This is a genomic window from Streptomyces sp. NBC_00443 (assembly GCF_036014175.1).
Taxonomy (GTDB): Bacteria; Actinomycetota; Actinomycetes; order Streptomycetales; family Streptomycetaceae; genus Streptomyces.
The window spans coordinates 5358947-5380560 of record NZ_CP107917.1; the positions used below are offsets into that span (position 1 = coordinate 5358947).

A 21614-nucleotide genomic window follows, 5' to 3' on the forward strand; every position below is an offset into this window, starting at 1 on the left:
AAACGTGACAGGAACCCTTGTTTTGGCAGGCACTCCCATCGGCGACGTCAAGGACGCCCCGCCCCGGCTCGCCGAGGAACTGGCCGGAGCGGACGTGGTGGCCGCCGAGGACACCCGGCGGCTGCGGCGCCTCACCCAGGCGCTGGGCGTGCAGCCGGCCGGGCGGGTCGTGTCGTACTTCGAGGGCAACGAGTCGGCCCGGACGCCCGATCTGGTCGAGGCGCTGCTCGCGGGCTCGCGGGTGCTCCTGGTGACCGACGCGGGGATGCCGTCCGTGTCCGACCCCGGGTACCGGCTGGTCGCGGCGGCGGTCGAGAAGGACATCAAGGTCACCGCGGTGCCGGGGCCGTCCGCGGTGCTGACCGCGCTCGCCCTGTCCGGGCTGCCCGTCGACCGGTTCTGCTTCGAGGGGTTCCTGCCGCGCAAGGCGGGGGAGCGGCGCTCGCGCCTGAAGGAGGTGGCCGAGGAGCGGCGCACCCTCGTCTACTTCGAGGCGCCGCACCGGCTCGACGACACGCTCGCCGCGATGGCCGAGGTGTTCGGCGCCGAGCGGCGGGCCGCCGTGTGCCGGGAGCTGACCAAGACGTACGAGGAGGTCAGGCGCGGCGGGCTGGGGGAGCTGGCCGAGTGGGCGGCAGAGGGCGTGCGTGGGGAGATCACCGTCGTCGTCGAGGGGGCGCCCGAGAAGGGGGCCGAGGAGGTCGGCGCCGCCGAGTTCGTACGGCGGGTTCGCATCCGCGAAGAGGCGGGGGAGCGGCGCAAGGAGGCCATCGCGGCGGTGGCGGCGGAGGCCGGGGTGCCCAAGAGGGAGGTCTTCGACGCCGTTGTGGCGGCGAAGAAGGCGGAGGCGTGAAATACCGGGTGAGCAGGGCGTATATCGCATGAGCGTGCGCCCCATGCCGGGGTAAAGGGACCCGGCCCTTTCGGCAAGGAACGTCCAAGTCGGCGCCAACACTGGACAGATTCCGTGCGTTCACTCCTGCGGAGGAGTCCACTGGGTTGAGGGACGCGACCCGTCCCACCCAGCGGACCACAGGAGCTGGCATGAGTGAGATCGCACAGCAGACCACGGGCCTTCGCAGCGCCGCGACCGCCGTCGTCCACGAGTCGTATTCGTTCGCCTGCATGCGCTGCGGGCACGGCTGGGAGCAGTCGTACGAGATAGAGCACCACATGGACGGTGACGGCCGCGAGTTCGTCCTGTACGTGGCGAACGGCCAGGTGGTGCCGTCCCCGTTGAGCCGGCCCACGTGCCAGAACTGCGACGGCCACGTCGTGCGGATCATGCGGCCCGGCCAGGTGTCCTCCGTGCAGAACTCCCTGCACCGCGCCCGCCCCGTCCCCGCCCAGCCGAAGGGCGAGGCCGAGCCGGATTCGGCGCCGGCCGAGCCGCACCACCACTGGCACCTGTCCGATCTCCTGCACGTCTTCCACCGCAAGGCGAGCTGAGCCGGGCACCCGGCCGCTCGGGCATGCCCCTTTCGTAGGATCGGGGCATGCCTTCGAACGCCGCCGACAAGCACGCCGCCCCGCCCCTCCCGCAGCCGCTGCGGGTGCCGGTCGCCGACTCCCACACCCACCTCGACATGCAGTCCGGCACGGTGGAGGAGGGGCTCGCCAAGGCGGCGTCGGTGGGCGTGACGACGGTCGTGCAGGTCGGCTGTGACGTACGCGGCTCGCAGTGGGCGGCCGAGACGGCGGCGCAGTACGACGCCGTGCACGCGACCGTCGCCCTGCACCCGAACGAGGCGCCGCGCATCGTGCACGGGGACCCCGACGGCTGGTCGCGGCAGGGGGCGCGTGAGCCGGGTGGTGTGCGGGCGCTCGACGAGGCGCTCGCCGAGATCGAGCGCCTGGCCGCACTCCCGCAGGTCAAAGGCGTCGGCGAGACCGGCCTCGACTACTTCCGCACCGGGCCCGAGGGCAAGGAGGCGCAGGAGGCGTCCTTCCGTGCCCACATCGAGATCGCCAAGCGGCACGGCAAGGCGCTGGTCATCCACGACCGCGAGGCCCATGCGGATGTGCTGCGGGTGCTGAAGGAGGAGGGCGCCCCGGAGCGGACCGTCTTCCACTGCTACTCCGGGGACGCCGAGATGGCCCAGGTGTGCGCCCGCGCCGGATACTTCATGTCCTTCGCCGGCAACGTCACCTTCAAGAACGCCCAGAATCTGCGGGACGCGGTGGCGGTGGCCCCGCTGGAGCTGCTCCTCGTGGAGACGGACGCGCCGTTCCTCACGCCGGCCCCGTACCGCGGACGGCCCAACGCTCCGTATCTCATTCCGATCACGGTGCGAGCCATGGCCGCCGTACGGGGGATTGACGAGGACGCGCTGGCGAGGGCCCTGGGCTCGAACACGGCACATGCCTTCGGCTACTGACGGATAACCGCCCGATAACGCTCGCACGGGTTCACCTCGACCCGGCCGCAACTGTGCGTAGTCGCGTCGCCTTGGAGAGTAATCGGCGCTCCGCTAGGTTCTGGGGGCCCTAAACGGACCCCTCCGCTGGAGCGTGTCGTCGTGAGCAACGCGCAGTTCGAGACGTATGGCCCGAGCTCGGCCCACGAGCCCCCGGTGTACGGCGGCTTCGACCCGCACAGCGCGCAGACGCTGGGGTACGGGGTGCAGGGGCCGTACGCGACGCACGGCACATACGGCACATACGGCACCGCCGACGTCACGTACGAGGACACCTACCGGCCCGCCTACGAGGCGTCCGAGACGGCGTACGAGACGGAGTACGAGGCGGAGTACGAGCCGGTTGTGCGCCCCAGGAGCGGACGTCGGGCCGCGCACCGGCGCCGGGCGAGGGTCGCCGAGCGGGGGGACGGGCCCATGCGCCGACTCGTCCCGCAGGCGCTGGTCGTGGCGTTCCTCGCGGGCGGCACCAGCGCCTTCGTCGCCAAGGACAAGGCGATCGAGCTGAGCGTCGACGGCACGCCGCGCACGCTGCACACCTTCGCGGACGACGTCACCGAGCTGCTCTCCGAGGAGGGTGTCGACGTCGGTGCGCACGACGTGGTGGCGCCCGCCCCCGATGCGGAGCTCACCAGCGGAGACGAGGTCGCGGTGCGCTACGGCCGCCCCGTGCGGCTCACGCTCGACGGCCAGCGGCGCGAGGTGTGGACGACGGAGCGCACGGTGGAGGCGGCGCTCAGGCAGATCGGGGTGCGCGCGGAGGGGGCGTACGTCTCCGCGTCACGCTCCCGGCGCATCGGGCGGGAAGGGCTCGCGCTGGATGTCCGCACCGAGCGCGCGGTGACGGTCATGGCGGACGGGCGGGCGCGCACCATCCGTACGAACGCGGCGACCGTGAGCGAGGTCGTGGAGCAGGCCGGCATCACCCTGCGCGGCCAGGACGCGACGTCCGTCCCGCTCGACAGCTTCCCGCGCGACGGGCAGGCGGTCACGGTCCTGCGGATCACCGGCCGCAAGGAGATCCGCGACGAGGCGATCCAGTTCGCCGTGCAGCGGATCGAGGACCCCTCGGTGTTCAAGGGCACGGAGATCGTCGAGCGGGCGGGGCAGCTGGGGCTGCGGCGGGTCACGTACTCGCTGCGCACCGTCAACGGCGTCCGGCAGAAGCCGCGGCGGACCGGGTCCGAGGTGGTGCGCGAGCCGCAGACGCAGGTGGTGAAGGTCGGCACCAAGCCGCTGCCGACGTCGGTGCGCGGCGCGGGAGGCCTGAACTGGCAGGGTCTCGCGGCGTGCGAGTCCGGCGGCAGGGCCGACGCGGTGGACTCGTCGGGGACGTACGGCGGGCTGTACCAGTTCGACACGCACACCTGGCGGGGCCTCGGCGGAAAGGGCCGTCCGCAGGACGCTCCGGCGGCGGAGCAGACGGCACGGGCGAAGAAGCTGTACGTGCGCCAGGGAGCGAGTCCCTGGCCGCACTGCGGGGAGCGGCTGCACGGGTGAGCCACCCTGTGGTGACGGGCGGCCGGGGTCAGCTGCACGGCCCCGTACCCTTGTCGGGTGAGCAGCCCCACCCCCGACGCCCTGCTGGGCCCCGCCGACATCCGTGAACTGGCGGCCGCCCTCGGTGTGCGCCCCACCAAACAGCGCGGCCAGAACTTCGTGATCGACGCGAACACGGTCCGCCGCATCGTCCGCACCGCGGACGTCCGCCCCGACGACGTGGTGGTCGAGGTGGGACCGGGACTCGGCTCGCTCACCCTGGCCCTGCTGGAGGTGGCCGACCGCGTCACCGCCGTCGAGATCGACGCCGTCCTCGCCGCCGCGCTGCCCGCGACCATCGCGGCCCGCATGCCGCAGCGCGCCGACCGGTTCGCGCTGGTGCACTCCGACGCGATGCAGGTCGCCGAGCTGCCGGGCCCGCCGCCCACCGCGCTGGTCGCCAACCTCCCCTATAACGTGGCCGTCCCGGTCCTGCTGCACATGCTCGAAACCTTCCCGACCATCCAACGCACCCTCGTCATGGTGCAGTCGGAGGTCGCCGACCGACTGGCCGCCGCGCCCGGTTCGAAGGTGTACGGCGTCCCCTCGGTCAAGGCCAACTGGTACGCCGAGGTCAAACGGGCCGGAGCCATCGGGCGCAACGTCTTCTGGCCCGCCCCGAACGTCGACAGCGGGCTCGTGTCCCTGACCCGGCGTGCCGAGCCGCTCAAGACCACCGCCTCCAGGCGCGAGGTCTTCGCCGTCATCGACGGCGCATTCGCCCAGCGCCGCAAGACCCTACGGGCCGCACTCGCCGGCTGGGCGGGCTCGGCGGCCGCCGCCGAGGAAGCCCTCGTCGCCGCCGGCGTCTCACCGCAGGCCCGCGGAGAGGCACTGACGGTCGAGGAGTTCGTCCGGATCGCCGAGCACAAGGCGCCCGGCGCCCGCCCGGAGGAGCCCGGCACACGGGACGAGGAGCCCGACGCGCAGTCGCAGGAATCCGGTGCGGAGCCGGCTGTGTCCGACGCCCGGTCGCAGCAGCCCGGCGTCCCGCCCGCCGAGTCCGCCGCCCGGCCCGCCGACCAGTACAAGGAGTCCGAGTAAGTGAGCGCGAGCGTCACCGTACGTGTCCCCGCCAAGGTCAACGTCCAGCTCGCGGTCGGCGCCGCGCGGCCCGACGGCTTTCACGACCTGGCCAACGTCTTCCTGGCGGTCGGGCTGTACGACGAGGTCACCGTGACCCCCTCGCCCGGCGGGCTGCGCGTCACCTGTGACGGGCCCGACGCCGACCAGGTCCCCCTGGACCGTACGAACCTCGCCGCCCGCGCGGCGCTCGCCCTGGCGGAACGCCGTGGCCTGGACGCCGCCGTCCACCTCCACATCGCCAAGGACATCCCGGTCGCCGGCGGCATGGCGGGCGGCAGTGCGGACGGCGCGGGCGCGCTGCTGGCCTGCGATGCGCTGTGGGGTACGCGGGCCTCCCGCGAGGAACTCCTCGACATCTGCGCCGAGTTGGGCAGCGACGTGCCGTTCAGCCTGGTCGGCGGGGCGGCCCTCGGTACCGGGCGGGGCGAGAAGCTTCGTGCGCTCGACGTGGGCGGCACCTTCCACTGGGTGTTCGCGATGGCCGGCCGAGGGCTGTCGACGCCGGCCGTGTTCCGTGAGTTCGACCGGCTCGGCGAGGGCACCGACATCCCCGAGCCCATCGCCTCCGAGCCGCTCCTGGCCGCCCTCGCGAAGGGCGACCCCGACGCGCTCGCCGCGGCCGTCTCCAACGACCTCCAGCCCGCAGCCCTCTCCCTCTTCCCGGAGCTGGCCGACACCCTCGCCACGGGGCTCGCGGCGGGCGCGCTGACGGCGCTGGTCTCCGGCTCGGGCCCGACCACCGCGTTCCTCGCCCGGGACGCCGAGTCCGCCGTGAAGGTGGCCGACACCCTGCGGGCGTCCGGTACTTGCCGTGCGGCGCGTACCGCGTCCGGGCCCGCGCAGGGTGCCGCGGTCGTGCGGACCGCCGGAGCGTGACGTCGTACTCACAAGTACGCGTTCTTCGCTCGATCTCCACACGGAAGTACTGCGATCGCAGTACCCGTGGGTCTGCCGAGGAGTCTAGGGTCGCTTGACGTTTCAACTGTCGGGCCGTCGTGCCCGGCTCGCCGTCAAGTGCACTTCTGGAAGGGGACACTCCTGTGTCCGAATCCCCCACACCCGCTCAGACGTCTCACCGTAGAAAGCGCTCCCTTTCCCGTCGCGGCATGATCGCCGCGGGCGGGGCGGCGGCCGCCGGAGCCGCGCTCACTCCGATGGTGTTCGCCGCGGGTGACTCCAGCGAGACGGACAACTCCACGTCCGATTCCGGTGGTTCGGGCACGACGTCGGAGAAGTTCCCCGCCACCCGGACCGAGGCCGCCACCGGCACCGGCGAGGCCGGCACCGCCATCGCCGCCTCCTACGTCGGTGTGCGCTGGTCCGGCGCCAAGGAGGGCGCCGCCATCCGGCTCGCGGACGGCAACTGGCAGAACCTGGCCCACGGCTGCGCGACCGTCGAGGACGGCGGTACCGCCCTGGTCGCCGCCGGCCACGCCAAGGCCTACGAGGTGAAGGCCCCGAGCGACATCAACGGCGTCCACTCGCTGGCCATCGACACCACCGACGGCCCCGAGCGCACCTACCAGGTGCCGAGCGAGCCCACGCGCGTACGCGGCGTCGGCTACCTCTCGCGGCCGGCCTGGGGCGCCGACGAGTCCAAGCGGTACAAGGACGGCAAGGTCAACTCGCCCGAGACGTACTACCCGCTCCAGGTCATCACGGTCCACCACACCGCGACCCCCAACGACGACCCCGACCCGGCCGCGACGGTGCGCGCGATCTACGAGTTCCACGCGATCACCAACGACTGGGGCGACATCGGCTACCACTTCCTCATCGACGAGGCCGGCACGGTCTACGAGGGCCGCTACTCCGGCGACGACGGCATCCCCGCCTTCAACCCGGACGGCGACCTCGTCACCGGCTTCCACTCCGTGGGCTACAACTCCGGCGCCCTCGGCATCGCCCTGATCGGCAACCTCGACCGGCAGGCCCCCACGGACGCGGCCAAGGCCTCCCTGATCCGGCTGATCAAGGTCATATCCCGGTTCCAGGGCCTGGACCCGCAGGCGAGGGTGACGTACGCCAACCCAGTCAACGGCACCAAGAAGGACACGAACACGGTCGGCGGTCACCGCGACTACTTCGACACCGAGTGCCCCGGCCAGGTCATGTACGACCTCCTCGCCGAGGTCCGCGCGGCGGCCGCCCGCCGCTGACGCCGACCTCCACGGCGAAGCGCCCCGGGGGCCGCCGACCCCCGGGGCGCGCAGGGCTGTCGTACGGGCCGACTAGGCTGGGAGGCTGACCGACCCCCTGGGCAGGAGAGAAATGGCCGTCAATCTGGTCAATGTCGAGAACGTCAGCAAGGTGTACGGCACCCGTGCCCTGCTCGACGGTGTGTCGCTCGGCGTCTCCGAAGGGGACCGCATCGGCGTCGTCGGTCGCAACGGCGACGGCAAGACGACCCTGATCCGGATGCTGGCCAAGCTGGAGGCCGCCGACACCGGCCGGGTCACGCACTCCGGCGGGCTGCGGCTGGGGGTGCTCACCCAGCACGACTCGCTCGACCCCGAGGCGACCGTCCGGCACGAGGTCATCCGGGACATGGCCGACCACGAGTGGGCGGGCAACGCCAAGGTCCGGGACGTGCTCACGGGCCTCTTCGGCGGCCTCGACCTGCCCGGCTTCCCGCAGGGCCTCGACACCGTCATCGGCCCCCTCTCCGGCGGCGAGCGGCGACGGATCGCGCTCGCCAAACTGCTCATCGAGGAACAGGAACTCATCGTCCTCGACGAGCCCACCAACCACCTCGACGTCGAGGGCATCGCCTGGCTCGCCCAGCACCTGCGCGAGCGGCGCTCGGCGCTCGTGTGCGTCACCCACGACCGCTGGTTCCTCGACCAGGTCTGCACGCGCATGTGGGACGTGCAGAAGGGCGACGTCTACGAGTACGAGGGCGGCTACTCCGACTACGTCTTCGCCCGCGCCGAGCGCGAGCGCATCGCCGCCACCGAAGAGGTCAAGCGGCAGAACCTGGTCCGCAAGGAGCTGGCCTGGCTGCGGCGCGGCGCCCCCGCGCGTACGTCCAAGCCGCGCTTCCGCGTCGAGGCCGCCAACGAGCTCATCCAGGACGTACCGCCGCCCCGGGACAGCAGCGAGCTGATGAAGTTCGCCTCGTCCCGGCTCGGGAAGACCGTCTTCGACCTGGAGGACATCACCGTCCAGGCCGGCCCCAAGGTGCTGCTCAAGCACGTGACATGGCAGCTCGGTCCGGGGGACCGGATCGGTCTCGTCGGTGTCAACGGCGCCGGCAAGACGTCTCTCCTGCGGGCCATGGCCGAGGCGGCACGGACGGAGGGCGAGGAGCAGCCGGCCGCCGGGCGGATCGCCGTCGGAAAGACCGTCAAGCTCGCCTATCTGTCCCAGGAGGTCGCCGAGCTCGCTCCGAACCTGCGGGTGCTGGAAGCCGTGCAGCAGGTGCGCGAGCGCGTCGACCTCGGCAAGGGGCGGGAGATGACCGCCGGGCAGCTGTGCGAGACGTTCGGCTTCAGCAAGGAGAAGCAGTGGACGCCGGTCGGGGACCTCTCCGGTGGTGAGCGGCGCCGGCTCCAGCTGCTGCGCCTGCTGATGGACGAGCCCAACGTCCTCTTCCTCGACGAGCCCACCAACGACCTCGACATCGAGACCCTCACCCAGCTCGAGGACGTCCTCGACGGCTGGCCGGGCTCGATGATCGTCATCTCCCACGACCGGTTCTTCGTCGAGCGGACCACGGACCGGGTGTTCGCCCTCCTCGGCGACGCCACCCTGCGCATGCTGCCGCGCGGCATCGACGAGTACCTGGAGCGCCGCCACCGCATGGAGGCCCAGGTCGCCGCCGGCGCGGTGTCCGCACCGGCCGCCGAGAAGGCCGTACCGGAGAAGAGCGCCGCCGATGTGCGCGCCGCCAAGAAGGAGTTGCAGAAGATCGAGCGCCAGCTCGACAAGATCTCCGAGAAGGAGACCAAGCTGCACGCGCAGATCGCCGAGCACGCCACCGACTTCGGAAAGGTCGCCGAACTCGACGCGGAACTGCGCGACTTGGCCGGCCAGCGGGACGAGCTGGAGCTGAGCTGGCTGGAACTTGCCGAGGACGCGTAGCGTTTTCGCTGGGAGGGGCGCGACTGAGAAGGTGCCGCTGTCTGACGACTGTCGTCTGCGGCGCCGTCGTGGCTGGTCGCGCAGTTCCCCGCGCCCCTTCAAGGCGCTTCCGCGCCCCCTTGGCGCGCATCCGCGCCCCGGGTGAAGGGCGTGTGAAGGCGCATAACGGGGGTATCACAGGCCGGTTCTCCCTTGGGAACAGGGGGCGAGACGGCCCGGTGCACTGTCGTCGGTGGGTGATAGAAAGAGCCGTCTGAGAACAGTCTGAGAACCGCCGGTGTGGCGGAAACGCGACGGCACATGACGTGGCACCACACCGGTCACGAGGGGGAACCGCTCATGAGCCAGCCGCCCAACCAGCCGCCCCAGGGCGGTTTCGGCGCACCGCAGGACCCGCGGCAGGGCGGCTTCGGCGCCCCGCAGCCTCCGCAGCAGGGCGCGCCGCAGACCCCGCCCCCGCCGCAGGGCGCCCCCCAGACGCCCCCGCCGCCGCAGGGCCCGCCGCAGACGCCGCCGCCCCCGCAGGGCCCGCCGCCCGGCGCCCCGCAGCCCGGCTACGGCTATCCGCAGCAGCAGCCGGCGCAGCCGGGCCCGTACCAGTCCGGCCCGTACGGACAACCGCAGCAGCAGCCGGGGCCGTACGGCCACCAGCAGCAGCCCGGTCCCTACGGCCAGCAGCCCGCTCCGGGTTACGGCTACCCGGGGCAGCCGCAGTACCCGGGCGCGCCCGGCGCCCCGCAGCCCGGCTCGCGCAACCCCTTCAAGGGCAAGCCCGCCCTCGCCATCGGTGCCGCGGTGGCGGCGCTGCTCGTCATCGGCGGCAGCGTGTACGCGGTGACCAGCGGCGGCGACGACGATCCGAAGAAGCCGGCCGCCCAGGAGAGCGGTGACTCGAAGAACACCGAGTCCCCGTCCGACGGCCCCGACGACGGCGGTGGCAGCGGCGGCGGCGCCGACCCGGAGAACCTCAACGGCGGCCGCCAGTCCGGCGACTCGAAGGTGCTCTGGTACAAGCCCGCGCCCGACGCGCCCGCCTCCGGCGCCGACGCCCCCGGCATGTGGATCACCGACAAGGCCGCGGTGAAGGCTGCGTACAAGCAGCTCTTCGCCTACAACGTCGGCGACGGCGAGGCCACTTGGGACCCGATCACCTTCCCGCAGAAGATCTGCGCGGTCACCCCGCAGAAGTCGTCCGACGACAAGGTCGTCGTCGCGTACATGAGCGGCAGCAGCGACCGCGCCAAGTGCAACCAGCTCCAGCAGGTCGACCTCAACACCGGCGCCAAGGGCTGGAAGGCCTCGGTCGCCAACGGCGCGCTGTTCGACAGCACGCTCGACGTCGAACTGTCCATCACCGGCAAGACGCTGATGGTGGGCCGCTCGCAGTCCGGCACGGCGTACGACGTCAACAGCGGCAAGAAGCTGTGGGACAAGACGAGGTTCGGCGACAAGTGCTTCCCGGACGCCTTCGCGGGCGGCGACAAGCTGATCGCCGTGGCAGGCTGCGACGCCACCGGCAGCAACGAGCACGACGAGGTGCAGGAGCTCGACCCGGCGACCGGCAAGGTCAAGTGGACCTGGCAGTTCGACAAGGGCTGGAAGGTCGCGCGCGTCTTCTCCCTCGACCCGCTGGTTCTCTACAGCACCAACGAGGACAAGAAGCAGTGGAACATCTCCACGTTGGGCGACGACGGAAAGCGCCGCTCGCAGGTCGAGGTCGCTCTGGAGATCGGCGCCCAGTGCGGCTGGGCCATCCTCCAGCGTGACCTGCAGGGCTGCTCCGGTGTGGCCTCCGACGCCGACACCCTCTACATGCCGACCAAGGCGACCACCGGGGCCAACGAGATCGTCGCGATCAACCTGGCGAACGGCAAGGAGAAGTGGCGCGTCAAGTCGCCCGCCGAGGAGCCGATGCTGCCGATCAAGGTCGAGGACGGCAAGCTCCTCGCCTACGTCGACCCGTCGTACGACGCGGGCGGCCAGGTCGTGTCCATCCCGGTCGCCGGCAGCAGCCCCAAGCCGACGACGCTGCTGCAGAACCCGGCCGGCGCCGCGGACGTCGAGAACGGCTTCTTCTCGAAGGCGTTCGACTGGGCCGACGGGCGCTTCTACCTCTCGAGCACCCGGCTGAGCGGCAACGACGAAACCAAGGAGAAGCTGATCCTCGCCTTCGGCAAGTGAGGCGAGCGGCAGTTCTTCCCTTCGCCGTCGTCCCCCACGTCCCCGCCGTGCCCGTCGTCCCCCTCCCCTGAGGTACCCACGCCATGACCCAGCCGCCGCCTCCGCCGCCCAACCAGCCCCCGCAGGGCGGGTTCGGCCCGCCGCAGGACCAGCCGCCCCAGCAGCAGGGGGGTGGCGGCTTCGGCCCGCCGACACCGCCGCCGCCTGCGCAGACACCGCCGCCCCCGCAGGGTCCGCCGTCCGGGGCCCAGCAGCCGGGGTACGGCTATCCGCAGGCACCTCAGGGGGGTCAACAGCCGACTCCGCCTGCCGGGTACGGCTACCCCGGCCAGCAGCCCGCCCCGTACGGACAGCCGCAGAACCCGTACGGCCAGCAGCAGAACCCTTACGGCCAGCAGCCCGGCTACGGCTACCCGCAGCAGACCGTGCCGCTGCACCCCCAGGCCGGCGGGCCGGGCGGTGGCGGGCAGCGGTCCAGCGGGCAGCTCGCCGTCATCGTGGCGGCGGCCGTCGTGGTGATCTCGCTGATCATCGGTGGCGTGCTGTACGCCAAGTCCGGTGACGAGGGCGGCAAGGACGAGACCGCCAGCTCCAGCGGCGGCACCGGTGGCGGGGACGACGGGGACTCGGGCGGCGGCGTCGACGCCCCCGACGGCACCGAGAAGGTGCCCGCCGACACCAACTCCAACGTGCTCTTCCAGGTCAAGGCGCCCGACGTCGAGGACGACACCAGCGTCGTCGTGTCCGGCTCGTGGCTGACCGACGATGCGTACGTCAAGAGCGGCGTCGCCGAGATCGTCGGCTACGACCGTGACAAGGGCACCAAGCTGTGGACCGTCAAGCTGCCGGGACCGGTCTGCCAGGCCAGTAAGCACGTCAACGAGGACGGGCTGACGGCCGTCGCCTTCCAGCCCGACATGCCGACCAAGGACCGGCCCTCGTACGGCTGCAGCGAGGTCGCGGCGATCGACCTCGACGCCGGCAAGAAGCTGTGGACGAAGAGCACCGAGGTGGAGGGCAGGCCGCTGCGCTTCGACAACCTCACCGTCAGCGGCGGCACGGTCGCCGCCGGCGGGACGAGCGGCGGCACCGCGTTCGACCTGGAGACCGGCAAGCAGTTGTGGGTCCCGAAGGCCGAGGACGGCTGCTACGACCTCGGGTACGCCGGTGGCGAGAAGCTGGTCGCCGTGCGCAAGTGCGGTTCCTACGACCAGCCTCAGCTGCACATCCAGACCATCGACCCGAAGTCCGGGAAGGTGATCTCCGAGTACAAGATGGCCGAGGGCGTCGAGTACGCGAGTGTGGTGTCCACCGAGCCGCTCGTCGTGGCCGCCGAGGCCGGGCAGTCGGACGCCATCGGCATCTCGGACGTCTTCTCCATCGACAACAAGACCGGCAAGCTGCGCATCCGTATCTCCGTGCCGGCCGACCAGTTCGCGGCCAAGTGCTCCGGCGTCACCACGATCGAGCAGTGCAAGGGCGTCGTGGTGGGCAACGACCGGCTCTACGTGGAGACCGAGCAGCACAGCAGCGGCGGTGCGCGCGGCCGGACCAACGAGGTCGTCGCCTTCGACCTGGCCACCGGCAAGCAGACCGGGCAGCGGGCGGACGCGGGGGACGGCTACACGATCACGCCGCTGCGGATGGACGGCGGCAACGTGATCGCGTACAAGCGGCCGCCGTACGACAAGGGCGGGCAGATCGTCAGCGTGGACGGTGGCAGCTTCAAGGAGACGAAGCTGCTGGAGAATCCGGCGGCGCGGTCGGTGCGGGATGTGGAGACGCGGATGTCTCCGGAGTACTCCGAGTTCATCTACTCGCAGGGGCATCTGTACATGTCCGCCGTGTACGCGAGCGAGTTGACGAGTTCGGCCGACCCGAAGGCTCATGTGATCGCGTTCGGTACGACGGTCGAGTGAGCTGACCCTGTCGACGACCACGGCCACGACCACGGCCCCGTTCCTGTTCAGGAGCGGGGCCGTGTGCGTACCGTCGTACCGTCTCATCGTCCTCGAATGCGGGGAAAGCCAGAAAATCCGCCGTTCCGGGGCACTTCTCACCAGTAGGGGAGCGTAACGTCGAACAAGCGTGTAGCTTCCGGGGGCATGAAGGGCGGGGGAGCCGGGAGGGGCTTCTGTCCGCGCGGCCGGTGGGTATCCATGGTGGGGCTCCGTAGTGGGCGTTCGCCGGATTCCATCGGGCGGACCGGGGGATTTGGGGGTTGGTCGATGGGAGTGCGGCTCATGGTGGTCGACGACCACCGATTGCTCGCGGAGGCGCTGGCTTCGGCGCTGAAGCTGAGGGGGCACCGGGTGCTGGCCGCGGCGGCGCCGGCCGCGGGGGCGGCGGAGCTGGTGATCACGCGGGCGCCTGAGGTGTGCCTGTTGGGGACGGCGACGCCGGCGGAGCCGGGGATGTTCGATCCGGTGGTGAGGATCAAGCGGGAGCGGCCGCAGGTGGCTGTGCTGGTGCTGGGACCGGTGCCGAGCCCGCGGGGGATTGCGGCGGCGTTCGCGGCGGGGGCCTCCGGCTATGTGCGGCATGACGAGCGGATAGAGGGTGTCGAGCGGGCGATCATGAAGGCCAGGGCGGGGGAGGCGGCGGTGGCGCCGCAGCTGCTGCAGGGGGCGTTCAGTGAGTTGCTCAACCCGGCGGCCCAACCGGACGACGAGGGGCAGCGGTTGCTGCAGATGCTCACGCCCCGGGAGGTGGAGGTCCTGGTCCGCGTGGCCGACGGCGAGGACACCCGCCTGATCGCGGCGGGCATGGGCATCGCACCGTCGACTGCGCGTACCCATGTGCAACGGGTGCTGATGAAACTGGGCGTGGGGTCGCGGTTGGAGGCGGCTGCGTTGGCGGCTCGGACGGGGTTGCTGGATCGGGCGGGGGAGGGTGGCGGTACGTGACACGTGAACTGCCTGCGGCGGCCTGTGGCTGCTTCGGTGGGGGTTCGCGTAGCGCCTGCGGGCGTGTGGTGGGTCGGGGCCGTGCCGGGGGTGTCCGTCCTCGGACCGGCGGTCGGGGTCGGGCAGGGTGGTGCCGTTTCTTGACGCCGGCCACTGCGGGCGGACACCCCCGGCACGTCCCCTTGCCGCCGTGCGCGACTGCGGCGCCGCGGGGGTGCGCCACCACCACGGCCACTCCGCCGGTCTCTTTCAAGTGCCGGTCCAGGCAATTTCAGCCCGTCCGGCGGTTGAGGACGAGGCCCGTTCAGGGCCGATAGCGGGGGTCTGGGGGCCGCAGGCCCCCAGGTACGGGACGCGTAGGGGCGGCGGGGGCGAGGAGTTGGGGGTTGCCCCCGCCGGGGGCGGCGTTACGGTGCCGGCTCGTCTTCCGGTGAGGTCTTCGGAGGTGGCGGCGCCGCAGGCCGTAGCTTCAGCCAGGCCAGGAAGAACAGGCCCAGGAGCAGCATGCCGAGGCCCGTCCAGAGGTTGATGTTGATGCCCTGGGCCTTGTCGATCGCGGCGTCGTCGTCGGTGAGGCCCGTGATCGTGACGATGACGCCGTAGAGCACGAAGAGGCCGCCGATGATGCGCCGGATGTCGAAGAGCCGGGCGGCCGTCTCGGACTTGCCCTCAAGGTCCGCGACTTGCCGCAGCAGGTCCTTCTCGGAGGAGCCGGGGCGTTCGGAGTGGTGGTCGGTCATGGGTTCTCAGACCTCCGTCGTCAGAAGGAGAACGGGATGTAGCAGGCCGCAGCGAGGACCACCGCGCCCCAGCCCAGCAGCGCCGGTTTGCGGTACCACGCCTCGTCTCCCGGCGCGGGCGGCTCGGCCATGCCGGGGGAGCGGGTGCCGTAGACCAGGCCCTGGAGTTCCTCCGTCGGCTTGGGGGCCGTGAAGAGGGAGACGGCCACCATGACGACTGCGCCGGCCACGAAGCCCGCGATCGCGGAGACGAAGTTCGCGCCCTGGTCGGACGGGATCGAGATGATGTCCTGCTTGTAGAGGACGAAGTAGTTGACCATCGCCGCCGTCGTGCCCGCCAGCAGGCCCCAGAAGCCCGACTTCATCGACGCCCGCTTCCAGAACATGCCGACGATGAAGACCACGAACATCGGCACGTTGAAGAAGGAGAAGAGGGTCTGGAGGTAGCTCATGATGTTGGAGAAGGACGATGCCAGGAACGCCGTGCCGATCGACGCCAGTACCCCGATCGCGGTGATGAGGCGGCCGAAGCGGACGTAGTAGCCGTCCTCACGGTCCTTGACCACGTACCGCGCCCAGATGTCGGTGGTGAACACCGTGTTGAAGGACGAGATGTTCGCCGCCATGCCCGCCATGAACGCGGCGAGGAGGCCGGTCACGGCGATGCCGAGGACGCCGTTGGGCAGCAGGCCCTCCATCAGGTACGGGATGGCGTCGTTGTACTGGTAGCCCGACTCCTCGGTGCCGAAGCCGGGGACCAGGGCCGCCGCCGCGAGCCCGGGGATCATCACCAGGAACACGATGAAGATCTTCGGGAACGCCGCGATGAGGGGAGTGCGCTGGGCTGCCGAGAGGTTCTTGGCCGACAGCGCCCGCTGGACCTCGGCGAAGTTCGTCGTCCAGTAGCCGAAGGAGAGCACGAAGCCGAGGCCCAGGACGATCGTCAGCCAGTTCGCGCCCAGCGGGTTCGCGTCGCCGATGCCGGTGCCGCCCCAGGCGGTGACGAAGTCGTCGCCGTGGGACTTGGTCAGCGTGTCCGTCAGGCCGTCCCAGCCGCCCACCTTCTTCAGGGCCAGGATGGTGATGGGGATCAGGGCCGCCAGGATCACGAAGAACTGCAGGACCTCGTTGTAGATCGCCGACGACAGTCCGCCGAGGGTGATGTAGGCGAGGACGAAGAAGCCCGCCACGACGATCGCCACCCATTGCGGCCAGCCCAGCAGCGCCTCGACCACGATCGCCAGGGCGTACAGGTTCACCCCGGCGATCAGGATCGCGGCGAAGGCGAACAGGATCGAACTGAGCAGGTGCGCCCCCCGGTCGAAGCGCATCAGCAGGAACTCCGGGACCGAGCGGACCTTGCTGCCGTAGTAGAAGGGCATCATCACCAGGCCGAGGAAGACCATGGCCGGGATGGCGCCGATCCAGTACCAGTGGACGGTGTAGGCGCCGTACTGCGCACTGTTGGCGGCCATGCCGAGGATCTCGGTGGCGGCCAGGTTGGCGGAGACGAAGGCGAGGCCGGTGACCCAGGCGGGCAGGGAGCGGCCGGAGAGGAAGAAGTCGAGGCTGGTCTTCACCGAGCGCCGGGCGGCGAAGCCGATGCCCAGGACGACGACGAAGTAGATGCCCAGCAGCGTGTAGTCGAGCCAGTTCGTGGGGAGCCGTAGCTCGGCGGCGAGGTAGGTGGGGGAATGTGTGGGGGTTTGCATAAGTACTCGCTTCGTTGCGCGAACCGATACAGAGCGGAACCTACGCCGCGGTGTTCAGTAATTGAACACGTCAGGTGATGGTCTTTGTTTGATTGTGATGTTGACTGGGGTGGTGAGTTGTGTTTCTCTGTGTTTAGTTATGTTTGATGGAGGAGTCCAGTGTGAAGAAGACCTCGACTCGGCTGGCCGACGGTCGTGAGCTCGTCTACTACGACCTTCGCGACGACAGCGTGCGGGACGCCGTCGACCGGCGGCCGCTGGACCGGACCGTCACCACGTCCGAGGTTCGTCACGACGTGCTGCTCGGGGACGCGGTCGCCATCGCCTCGCACCGGCAGGGACGGACCTATCACCCGCCGGCCAACGAGTGTCCGCTGTGCCCTTCGGAGGGTGAGCAGCTGAGCGAGATCCCCGACTCGTCGTACGACGTCGTGGTCTTCGAGAACCGTTTCCCCTCGCTCGCCGGTGACTCCGGGCGCTGCGAGGTCGTCTGCTTCACCTCCGACCACAACGCCTCCTTCGCCGACCTCACCGAGGAGCAGGCCCGGCTGGTCCTCGACGCGTGGACCGACCGGACCTCCGAGCTGTCGTCCCTGCCCTCCGTGGAGCAGGTCTTCTGCTTCGAGAACCGCGGCGCCGAGATCGGTGTCACCCTCGGCCACCCGCACGGGCAGATCTACGCATACCCCTTCACCACCCCGCGCACCGCCCTGATGCTGCGCTCGCTGGCCGCCCACAAGGACGCCACCGGTGGGGAGAACCTCTTCGACGCCGTCCTGCAGCGTGAACTCGCCGACCAGCGGGTCGTCCTGGAGAGTGAACACTGGGCGGCCTTCGTGCCGTACGCCGCGCACTGGCCCTACGAGGTCCACCTGTACCCGAAGCGCCGGGTGCCCGATCTGCTCGCGCTCGACGAAGAGGCGCGCTCAGAGTTCCCCAAGGTTTATCTGGAACTCTTGAGGCGCTTCGACCGGATCTTCGACGGAGGGGAACGAGGGGAGAACTCTGCGGGTGAGCCCCCGACGCCGTACATTGCCGCCTGGCACCAGGCGCCGTTCGGCACACTGGAGGAATTCGAGGGCGTGGTGCGTGAGGACTTCGCTCTTCACCTCGAGCTTTTCACCATCCGCCGCACTTCCGGCAAGCTTAAGTTTCTCGCGGGTTCCGAGTCCGGCATGAACGTGTTCATCAACGACGTGCCGCCGGAGCGCGCGGCCGAGCGACTGCGAGAGGTAGCGAGTTCATGAGTGGGAAGTACCTGGTCACCGGTGGCGCCGGCTATGTGGGCAGTGTGGTCGCCCAGCATCTGCTGGAAGCGGGAGACGAGGTCGTCGTCCTCGACAACCTCTCGACCGGATTCCGCGAGGGCGTACCGGCCGGGGCTTCCTTCATCGAGGGCGACATCCGCGACGCCGCCAAGTGGCTGGACTCCTCCTTCGACGCCGTGCTGCACTTCGCCGCGTTCTCGCAGGTCGGCGAGTCGGTCGTGAAGCCGGAGAAGTACTGGGACAACAACGTCGGCGGCACCATGGCGCTGCTCGGCGCGATGCGCGACGCCGGCGTGCGCAAGCTCGTCTTCTCCTCCACCGCCGCCACCTACGGCGAGCCCGAGGAGGTGCCGATCGTCGAGTCTGCCCCGACGCAGCCCACGAACCCGTACGGCGCCTCCAAGCTCGCCGTCGACCACATGATCTCCGGCGAGGCGGCGGCCCACGGCCTCGGTGCCGTGTCGCTCAGGTACTTCAACGTGGCGGGTGCCTACGGCGACTGCGGCGAGCGCCACGACCCCGAGTCGCACCTCATCCCGCTCGTCCTGCAGGTCGCGCAGGGCCGCCGCGAGGTGATCTCCGTCTTCGGCGACGACTACCCGACGCCGGACGGCACGTGCGTGCGCGACTACATCCACGTCGCCGACCTAGCCGACGCCCACCTGCTGGCGCTCAAGGCCGCCGAGCCGGGCGAGCACCTCATCTGCAACCTCGGCAACGGCAACGGCTTCTCCGTCCGCGAGGTCGTCGAGACCGTCCGCCAGGTCACCGGGCACCCGATCCCCGAGGTCGTGGCCCCGCGCCGGGGCGGCGACCCGGCGGTCCTGGTCGCCTCCGCCGACACCGCCCGCGAGCGGCTCGGCTGGAACCCGTCCCGCGCGGACCTCGCGGGGATCGTGGCGGACGCGTGGGAGTTCGCGCAGCAGCGCGGCGAGTAGAACGTACTGGAGAGGTCAGGGCAGGGGATGAGCGTCGACACGGCAGCCGCGGTAGCCGAGCGGTTCAAGGAGCTGTACGGGGCGGAGCCGGAGGGGGTGTGGGCCGCGCCGGGCCGGGTCAACCTGATCGGCGAGCACACCGACTACAACGACGGCTTCGTCATGCCGTTCGCCCTGCCGCACACCGCGGTCGCCGCGGTCTCACGGCGCACGGACGGCGTCCTGCGGCTGCACTCGGCGGACATCGACGGTGACGCGGGCGGCGTCGTGGAACTGCGCGTCGACGACCTCGCGCCCGAGTCCGACCGGAACTGGACGGCGTACCCGTCGGGCGTGGTCTGGGCGCTGCGTCAGGCCGGCCACGCGGTGACCGGCGCCGACATCCACCTGGCCTCGACGGTCCCGGCGGGCGCGGGCCTGTCGTCGTCGGCGGCGCTGGAGGTCGTCGTGGCGCTCGCCCTGAACGACCTCTACGACCTCGGCCTGAAGGGCTGGCAGCTGGCCCGCCTGTGCCAGCGCGCGGAGAACGTCTACGTCGGCGCCCCCGTCGGCATCATGGACCAGACGGCGTCCGCCTGCTGCGAGGCCGGGCATGCCCTGTTCCTCGACACCCGGGACCTCTCCCAGAAGCAGATCCCCTTCGACCTGGCCGCCGAGGGCATGCGCCTGCTCGTGGTCGACACCCAGGTCAAGCACTCCCACAGCGAGGGGGAGTACGGCAAGCGGCGCGCGGGCTGCGAGAAGGGTGCGGCGCTGCTGGGCGTGGGCGCGCTCAGGGACGTGGCGTACGACGAGCTGGACGCGGCGCTCGACCGGCTCGGCGACGACGAGGAGGTGCGCCGGCTGGTGCGCCACATCGTCACCGAGGACCAGCGCGTCGAGCAGGTCGTCGCCCTGCTGGAGTCGGGCGACACCCGCGCGATCGGCCCGGTCCTGACCGCCGGCCACGCCTCACTGCGCGACGACTTCCGCATCTCCTGCCCGGAGCTGGACCTGGTCGTGGACACCGCCCTGGCGAACGGCGCCCTGGGCGCCCGCATGACCGGCGGCGGCTTCGGCGGCTCGGCGATCGTGCTGGCCGAGGCGGCCGACGTCGAGACCGTCACCAAGTCCGTCGAGGAGGCCTTCGCCGCCGCCGGGTTCACGGCACCGCGGGTGTTCGAGGCGGTGCCGGCGGCGGGCGCGCGGCGGGTGCGCTGACCCGCTCACCCCAGTCGTTTGGTGAGCGTGTACTCCGTGATCCCCGGCGGATAGTCGGGGATCACGCACACCACGTCGTACCCGCGCCTGCGGTAGAACTCCGGCGCCTGGAAGTCCCATGTCTCCAGGCGTACGGCCGTGCAGGCCCGTTCGTCGCGGGCCATGCGCTCTGCAGTTGCGAGCAGCTGCGAACCCAGGCGGGCACCGCGGTGGCGTTCGTCGACCCAGAGGTACGTGACATGGAGCCAGGTGGTCCAGGTGTGACCCACGAGCCCGCCGGCCACGGCACCCGAGTCGTCCAACGCCCAGACCTGGAGCGGGCGTTCGCGTTCACCTGGGGTTCCGCGCAGGGCGCGCAGGATCGGGGAGGCCGCGGTGTTGGTGTCCCGCAGCCGCCGACGGAGCAGATCCAGGCGAGATTTGTCGACTTCTGTCTCCAGACGAAACATGCGGCTCACCATAAACGCGTCGGCCAACCAGTTCTGCAAATTACCTTCCGCTCCTGCCCCCCACCCGTACTCTGATGAGCAGCACCGGTGGGGGCCGGTGCTGATCAGGGGGCGAGACAGGTCGGGTACGACGCCCGAAGTGGGGGTAGCAGTTCCTGCACGGCGGTGGCCGTGCGGTCATCCACGCTTCGGGCGCCGTGCCCGCGATGGTGTTCGTCTCCCGATGTCGTCCTTATGACGATGGGGTATCCCCTGCTCTTCGGGAGCTTGGGGAAGGGGGTTTCGTGGTTCGCATCCGAGTCCTGGTCGTCGACGACCATCGCATCTTCGCCGAGTCACTCGCCGCCGCACTGGCGGCCGAGCCCGATGTCGACGTCTCCGCCGCCGGCAGCGGTCCGGCCGCGCTGCGCAGCCTGGAGCGCGCGGCCGCCGAGGGGCGCCGGTACGACGTGCTGCTCGTCGACGCCGACCTGGGCGGAAACGCGCCGGGCATACGGCCGGCCGTACCCGTTCAGGAGGTGGGCGAGGACGGGCTCGTCGACGGCATCTCGCTGGTCGTCGGCGTCCGCTCCGCGCAGCCGGCCGTACGGATCGTCGTCCTCGCCGAGAAGGACGATCCGCGCCGGGCCGCGCTCGCCCTGCAGGCCGGGGCCTCCGGGTGGGTCGCCAAGGACTGCTCACTGTCCCGGCTGCTCACCGTCATCCGCGGGGTGCTGCGCGACGAGACGCATCTGCCGCCCGCCCTGCTCACAGGCGTTCTGCGGGAGCTGACGGCCGCGCGCAAGCACCGCACGGAGAGCGAGCGGCTGGTGGAGTCGCTGACCCCGCGCGAGCGGGAGGTGCTGAGATGCATGGTGGCGGGGCTGGGGCGCAAGGCCGTCGCCGAGCGCCTGTATCTCTCCCCGCACACCGTCCGCACCCATATGCAGAACGTCCTCGGCAAGCTGGGCGTCCACTCCACGCTGGCCGCGGTAGCGCTCGCGAGGCGGGCGGGGGTCGGTCCGGTCGACTTGGGCCCGGCCGACCGGACCATGCCGGAGGAGAGCAGCAGCGCCTGAGTAGCACCGCTGAGCAGCAACGCCCTTAAGGGGCGCG

18 protein-coding genes are annotated in these 21614 nt (G+C 70.9%); 15 read left to right on the top strand and 3 right to left on the bottom strand.

The features are described 5' to 3' along the window. Positions 1 to 4 precede the first annotated feature (4 nt). The 11 genes from rsmI (at position 5) to OHO27_RS24420 (ending at position 14212) form a co-directional block, all read left to right on the top strand. Positions 5 to 853 (top strand): 16S rRNA (cytidine(1402)-2'-O)-methyltransferase, encoded by an 849-nt coding sequence (gene rsmI, locus OHO27_RS24370; RefSeq protein ID WP_328427115.1) that lies wholly within the window; start codon positions 5 to 7, stop codon positions 851 to 853. 191 nt (positions 854 to 1044) lie between these two features. Next, positions 1045 to 1449 carry a hypothetical protein gene (locus OHO27_RS24375; RefSeq protein WP_328427116.1) on the top strand — a complete coding sequence of 135 codons (405 nt, stop codon included), beginning with the start codon at positions 1045 to 1047 and terminating at the stop codon, positions 1447 to 1449. 47 nt (positions 1450 to 1496) lie between these two features. Continuing rightward, positions 1497 to 2378, top strand: a complete 882-nt coding sequence (locus tag OHO27_RS24380; RefSeq protein ID WP_328427117.1) for a TatD family hydrolase — start codon at positions 1497 to 1499, stop codon at positions 2376 to 2378. A 141-nt stretch (positions 2379 to 2519) separates the two neighbouring features. Further along, entirely contained in the window at positions 2520 to 3917 is a 1398-nt protein-coding gene (locus OHO27_RS24385; RefSeq protein WP_328427118.1) for a ubiquitin-like domain-containing protein, read from the top strand. 57 nt (positions 3918 to 3974) lie between these two features. Next, entirely contained in the window at positions 3975 to 5000 is a 1026-nt protein-coding gene (rsmA, locus tag OHO27_RS24390) for a 16S rRNA (adenine(1518)-N(6)/adenine(1519)-N(6))-dimethyltransferase RsmA (protein WP_328427119.1), read from the top strand. Next, positions 5001 to 5918 carry a 4-(cytidine 5'-diphospho)-2-C-methyl-D-erythritol kinase gene (locus OHO27_RS24395; RefSeq protein ID WP_328427120.1) on the top strand — a complete coding sequence of 306 codons (918 nt, stop codon included), beginning with the start codon at positions 5001 to 5003 and terminating at the stop codon, positions 5916 to 5918. A 230-nt stretch (positions 5919 to 6148) separates the two neighbouring features. Continuing rightward, positions 6149 to 7201 (top strand): N-acetylmuramoyl-L-alanine amidase, encoded by a 1053-nt coding sequence (locus tag OHO27_RS24400; protein WP_328427121.1) that lies wholly within the window; start codon positions 6149 to 6151, stop codon positions 7199 to 7201. Positions 7202 to 7313: 112 nt separating this feature from the next. Further along, positions 7314 to 9125: an ABC-F family ATP-binding cassette domain-containing protein gene (locus tag OHO27_RS24405; protein ID WP_328427122.1), complete on the top strand. Its 1812-nt coding sequence runs from the start codon at positions 7314 to 7316 to the stop codon at positions 9123 to 9125. A gap of 339 nt (positions 9126 to 9464) precedes the next feature. Then, positions 9465 to 11306, top strand: coding sequence for an outer membrane protein assembly factor BamB family protein (locus tag OHO27_RS24410; protein ID WP_328427123.1), 1842 nt, complete (start codon positions 9465 to 9467; stop codon positions 11304 to 11306). 83 nt (positions 11307 to 11389) lie between these two features. Beyond that, on the top strand, positions 11390 to 13225 hold the full coding sequence (locus tag OHO27_RS24415) for an outer membrane protein assembly factor BamB family protein (protein WP_328427124.1): 1836 nt from the start codon (positions 11390 to 11392) through the stop codon (positions 13223 to 13225). Between the two features lie 309 nt (positions 13226 to 13534). Beyond that, the gene (locus tag OHO27_RS24420; RefSeq protein ID WP_328427125.1) at positions 13535 to 14212 is read left to right on the top strand and encodes a helix-turn-helix transcriptional regulator; all 678 of its coding nucleotides are present in this window, start codon (positions 13535 to 13537) and stop codon (positions 14210 to 14212) included. Positions 14213 to 14619: 407 nt separating this feature from the next. Here OHO27_RS24420 and OHO27_RS24425 read toward each other — a convergent pair whose 3' ends face one another. After that, positions 14620 to 14952, bottom strand: a complete 333-nt coding sequence (locus OHO27_RS24425; RefSeq protein WP_328427126.1) for a hypothetical protein — start codon at positions 14950 to 14952, stop codon at positions 14620 to 14622. A 20-nt stretch (positions 14953 to 14972) separates the two neighbouring features. Continuing rightward, positions 14973 to 16664, bottom strand: a complete 1692-nt coding sequence (locus OHO27_RS24430) for a sodium:solute symporter family protein (RefSeq protein WP_328427127.1) — start codon at positions 16662 to 16664, stop codon at positions 14973 to 14975. Between the two features lie 161 nt (positions 16665 to 16825). Between OHO27_RS24430 and galT the strand changes: the two genes are divergently transcribed. The 3 genes from galT to galK are packed head-to-tail and all read left to right on the top strand — an operon-like array spanning position 16826 to position 20070. Beyond that, positions 16826 to 17911 carry a galactose-1-phosphate uridylyltransferase gene (gene galT / locus OHO27_RS24435; RefSeq protein ID WP_328427128.1) on the top strand — a complete coding sequence of 362 codons (1086 nt, stop codon included), beginning with the start codon at positions 16826 to 16828 and terminating at the stop codon, positions 17909 to 17911. Continuing rightward, positions 17908 to 18870 carry a UDP-glucose 4-epimerase GalE gene (galE, locus tag OHO27_RS24440; protein WP_328427129.1) on the top strand — a complete coding sequence of 321 codons (963 nt, stop codon included), beginning with the start codon at positions 17908 to 17910 and terminating at the stop codon, positions 18868 to 18870. Before galT ends, galE begins: the two co-directional genes overlap by 4 nt. A gap of 27 nt (positions 18871 to 18897) precedes the next feature. Beyond that, entirely contained in the window at positions 18898 to 20070 is a 1173-nt protein-coding gene (galK, locus tag OHO27_RS24445; protein ID WP_328427130.1) for a galactokinase, read from the top strand. A 5-nt stretch (positions 20071 to 20075) separates the two neighbouring features. Here the strand turns inward: galK and OHO27_RS24450 are convergent, their stop codons facing one another. Beyond that, positions 20076 to 20531: a GNAT family N-acetyltransferase gene (locus OHO27_RS24450; RefSeq protein WP_328430527.1), complete on the bottom strand. Its 456-nt coding sequence runs from the start codon at positions 20529 to 20531 to the stop codon at positions 20076 to 20078. Between the two features lie 272 nt (positions 20532 to 20803). On the opposite strand from OHO27_RS24450, the gene OHO27_RS24455 reads away from it, so the two are divergent. Next, positions 20804 to 21577, top strand: coding sequence for a response regulator transcription factor (locus OHO27_RS24455; RefSeq protein ID WP_328427131.1), 774 nt, complete (start codon positions 20804 to 20806; stop codon positions 21575 to 21577). Positions 21578 to 21614: the final 37 nt, after the last annotated feature.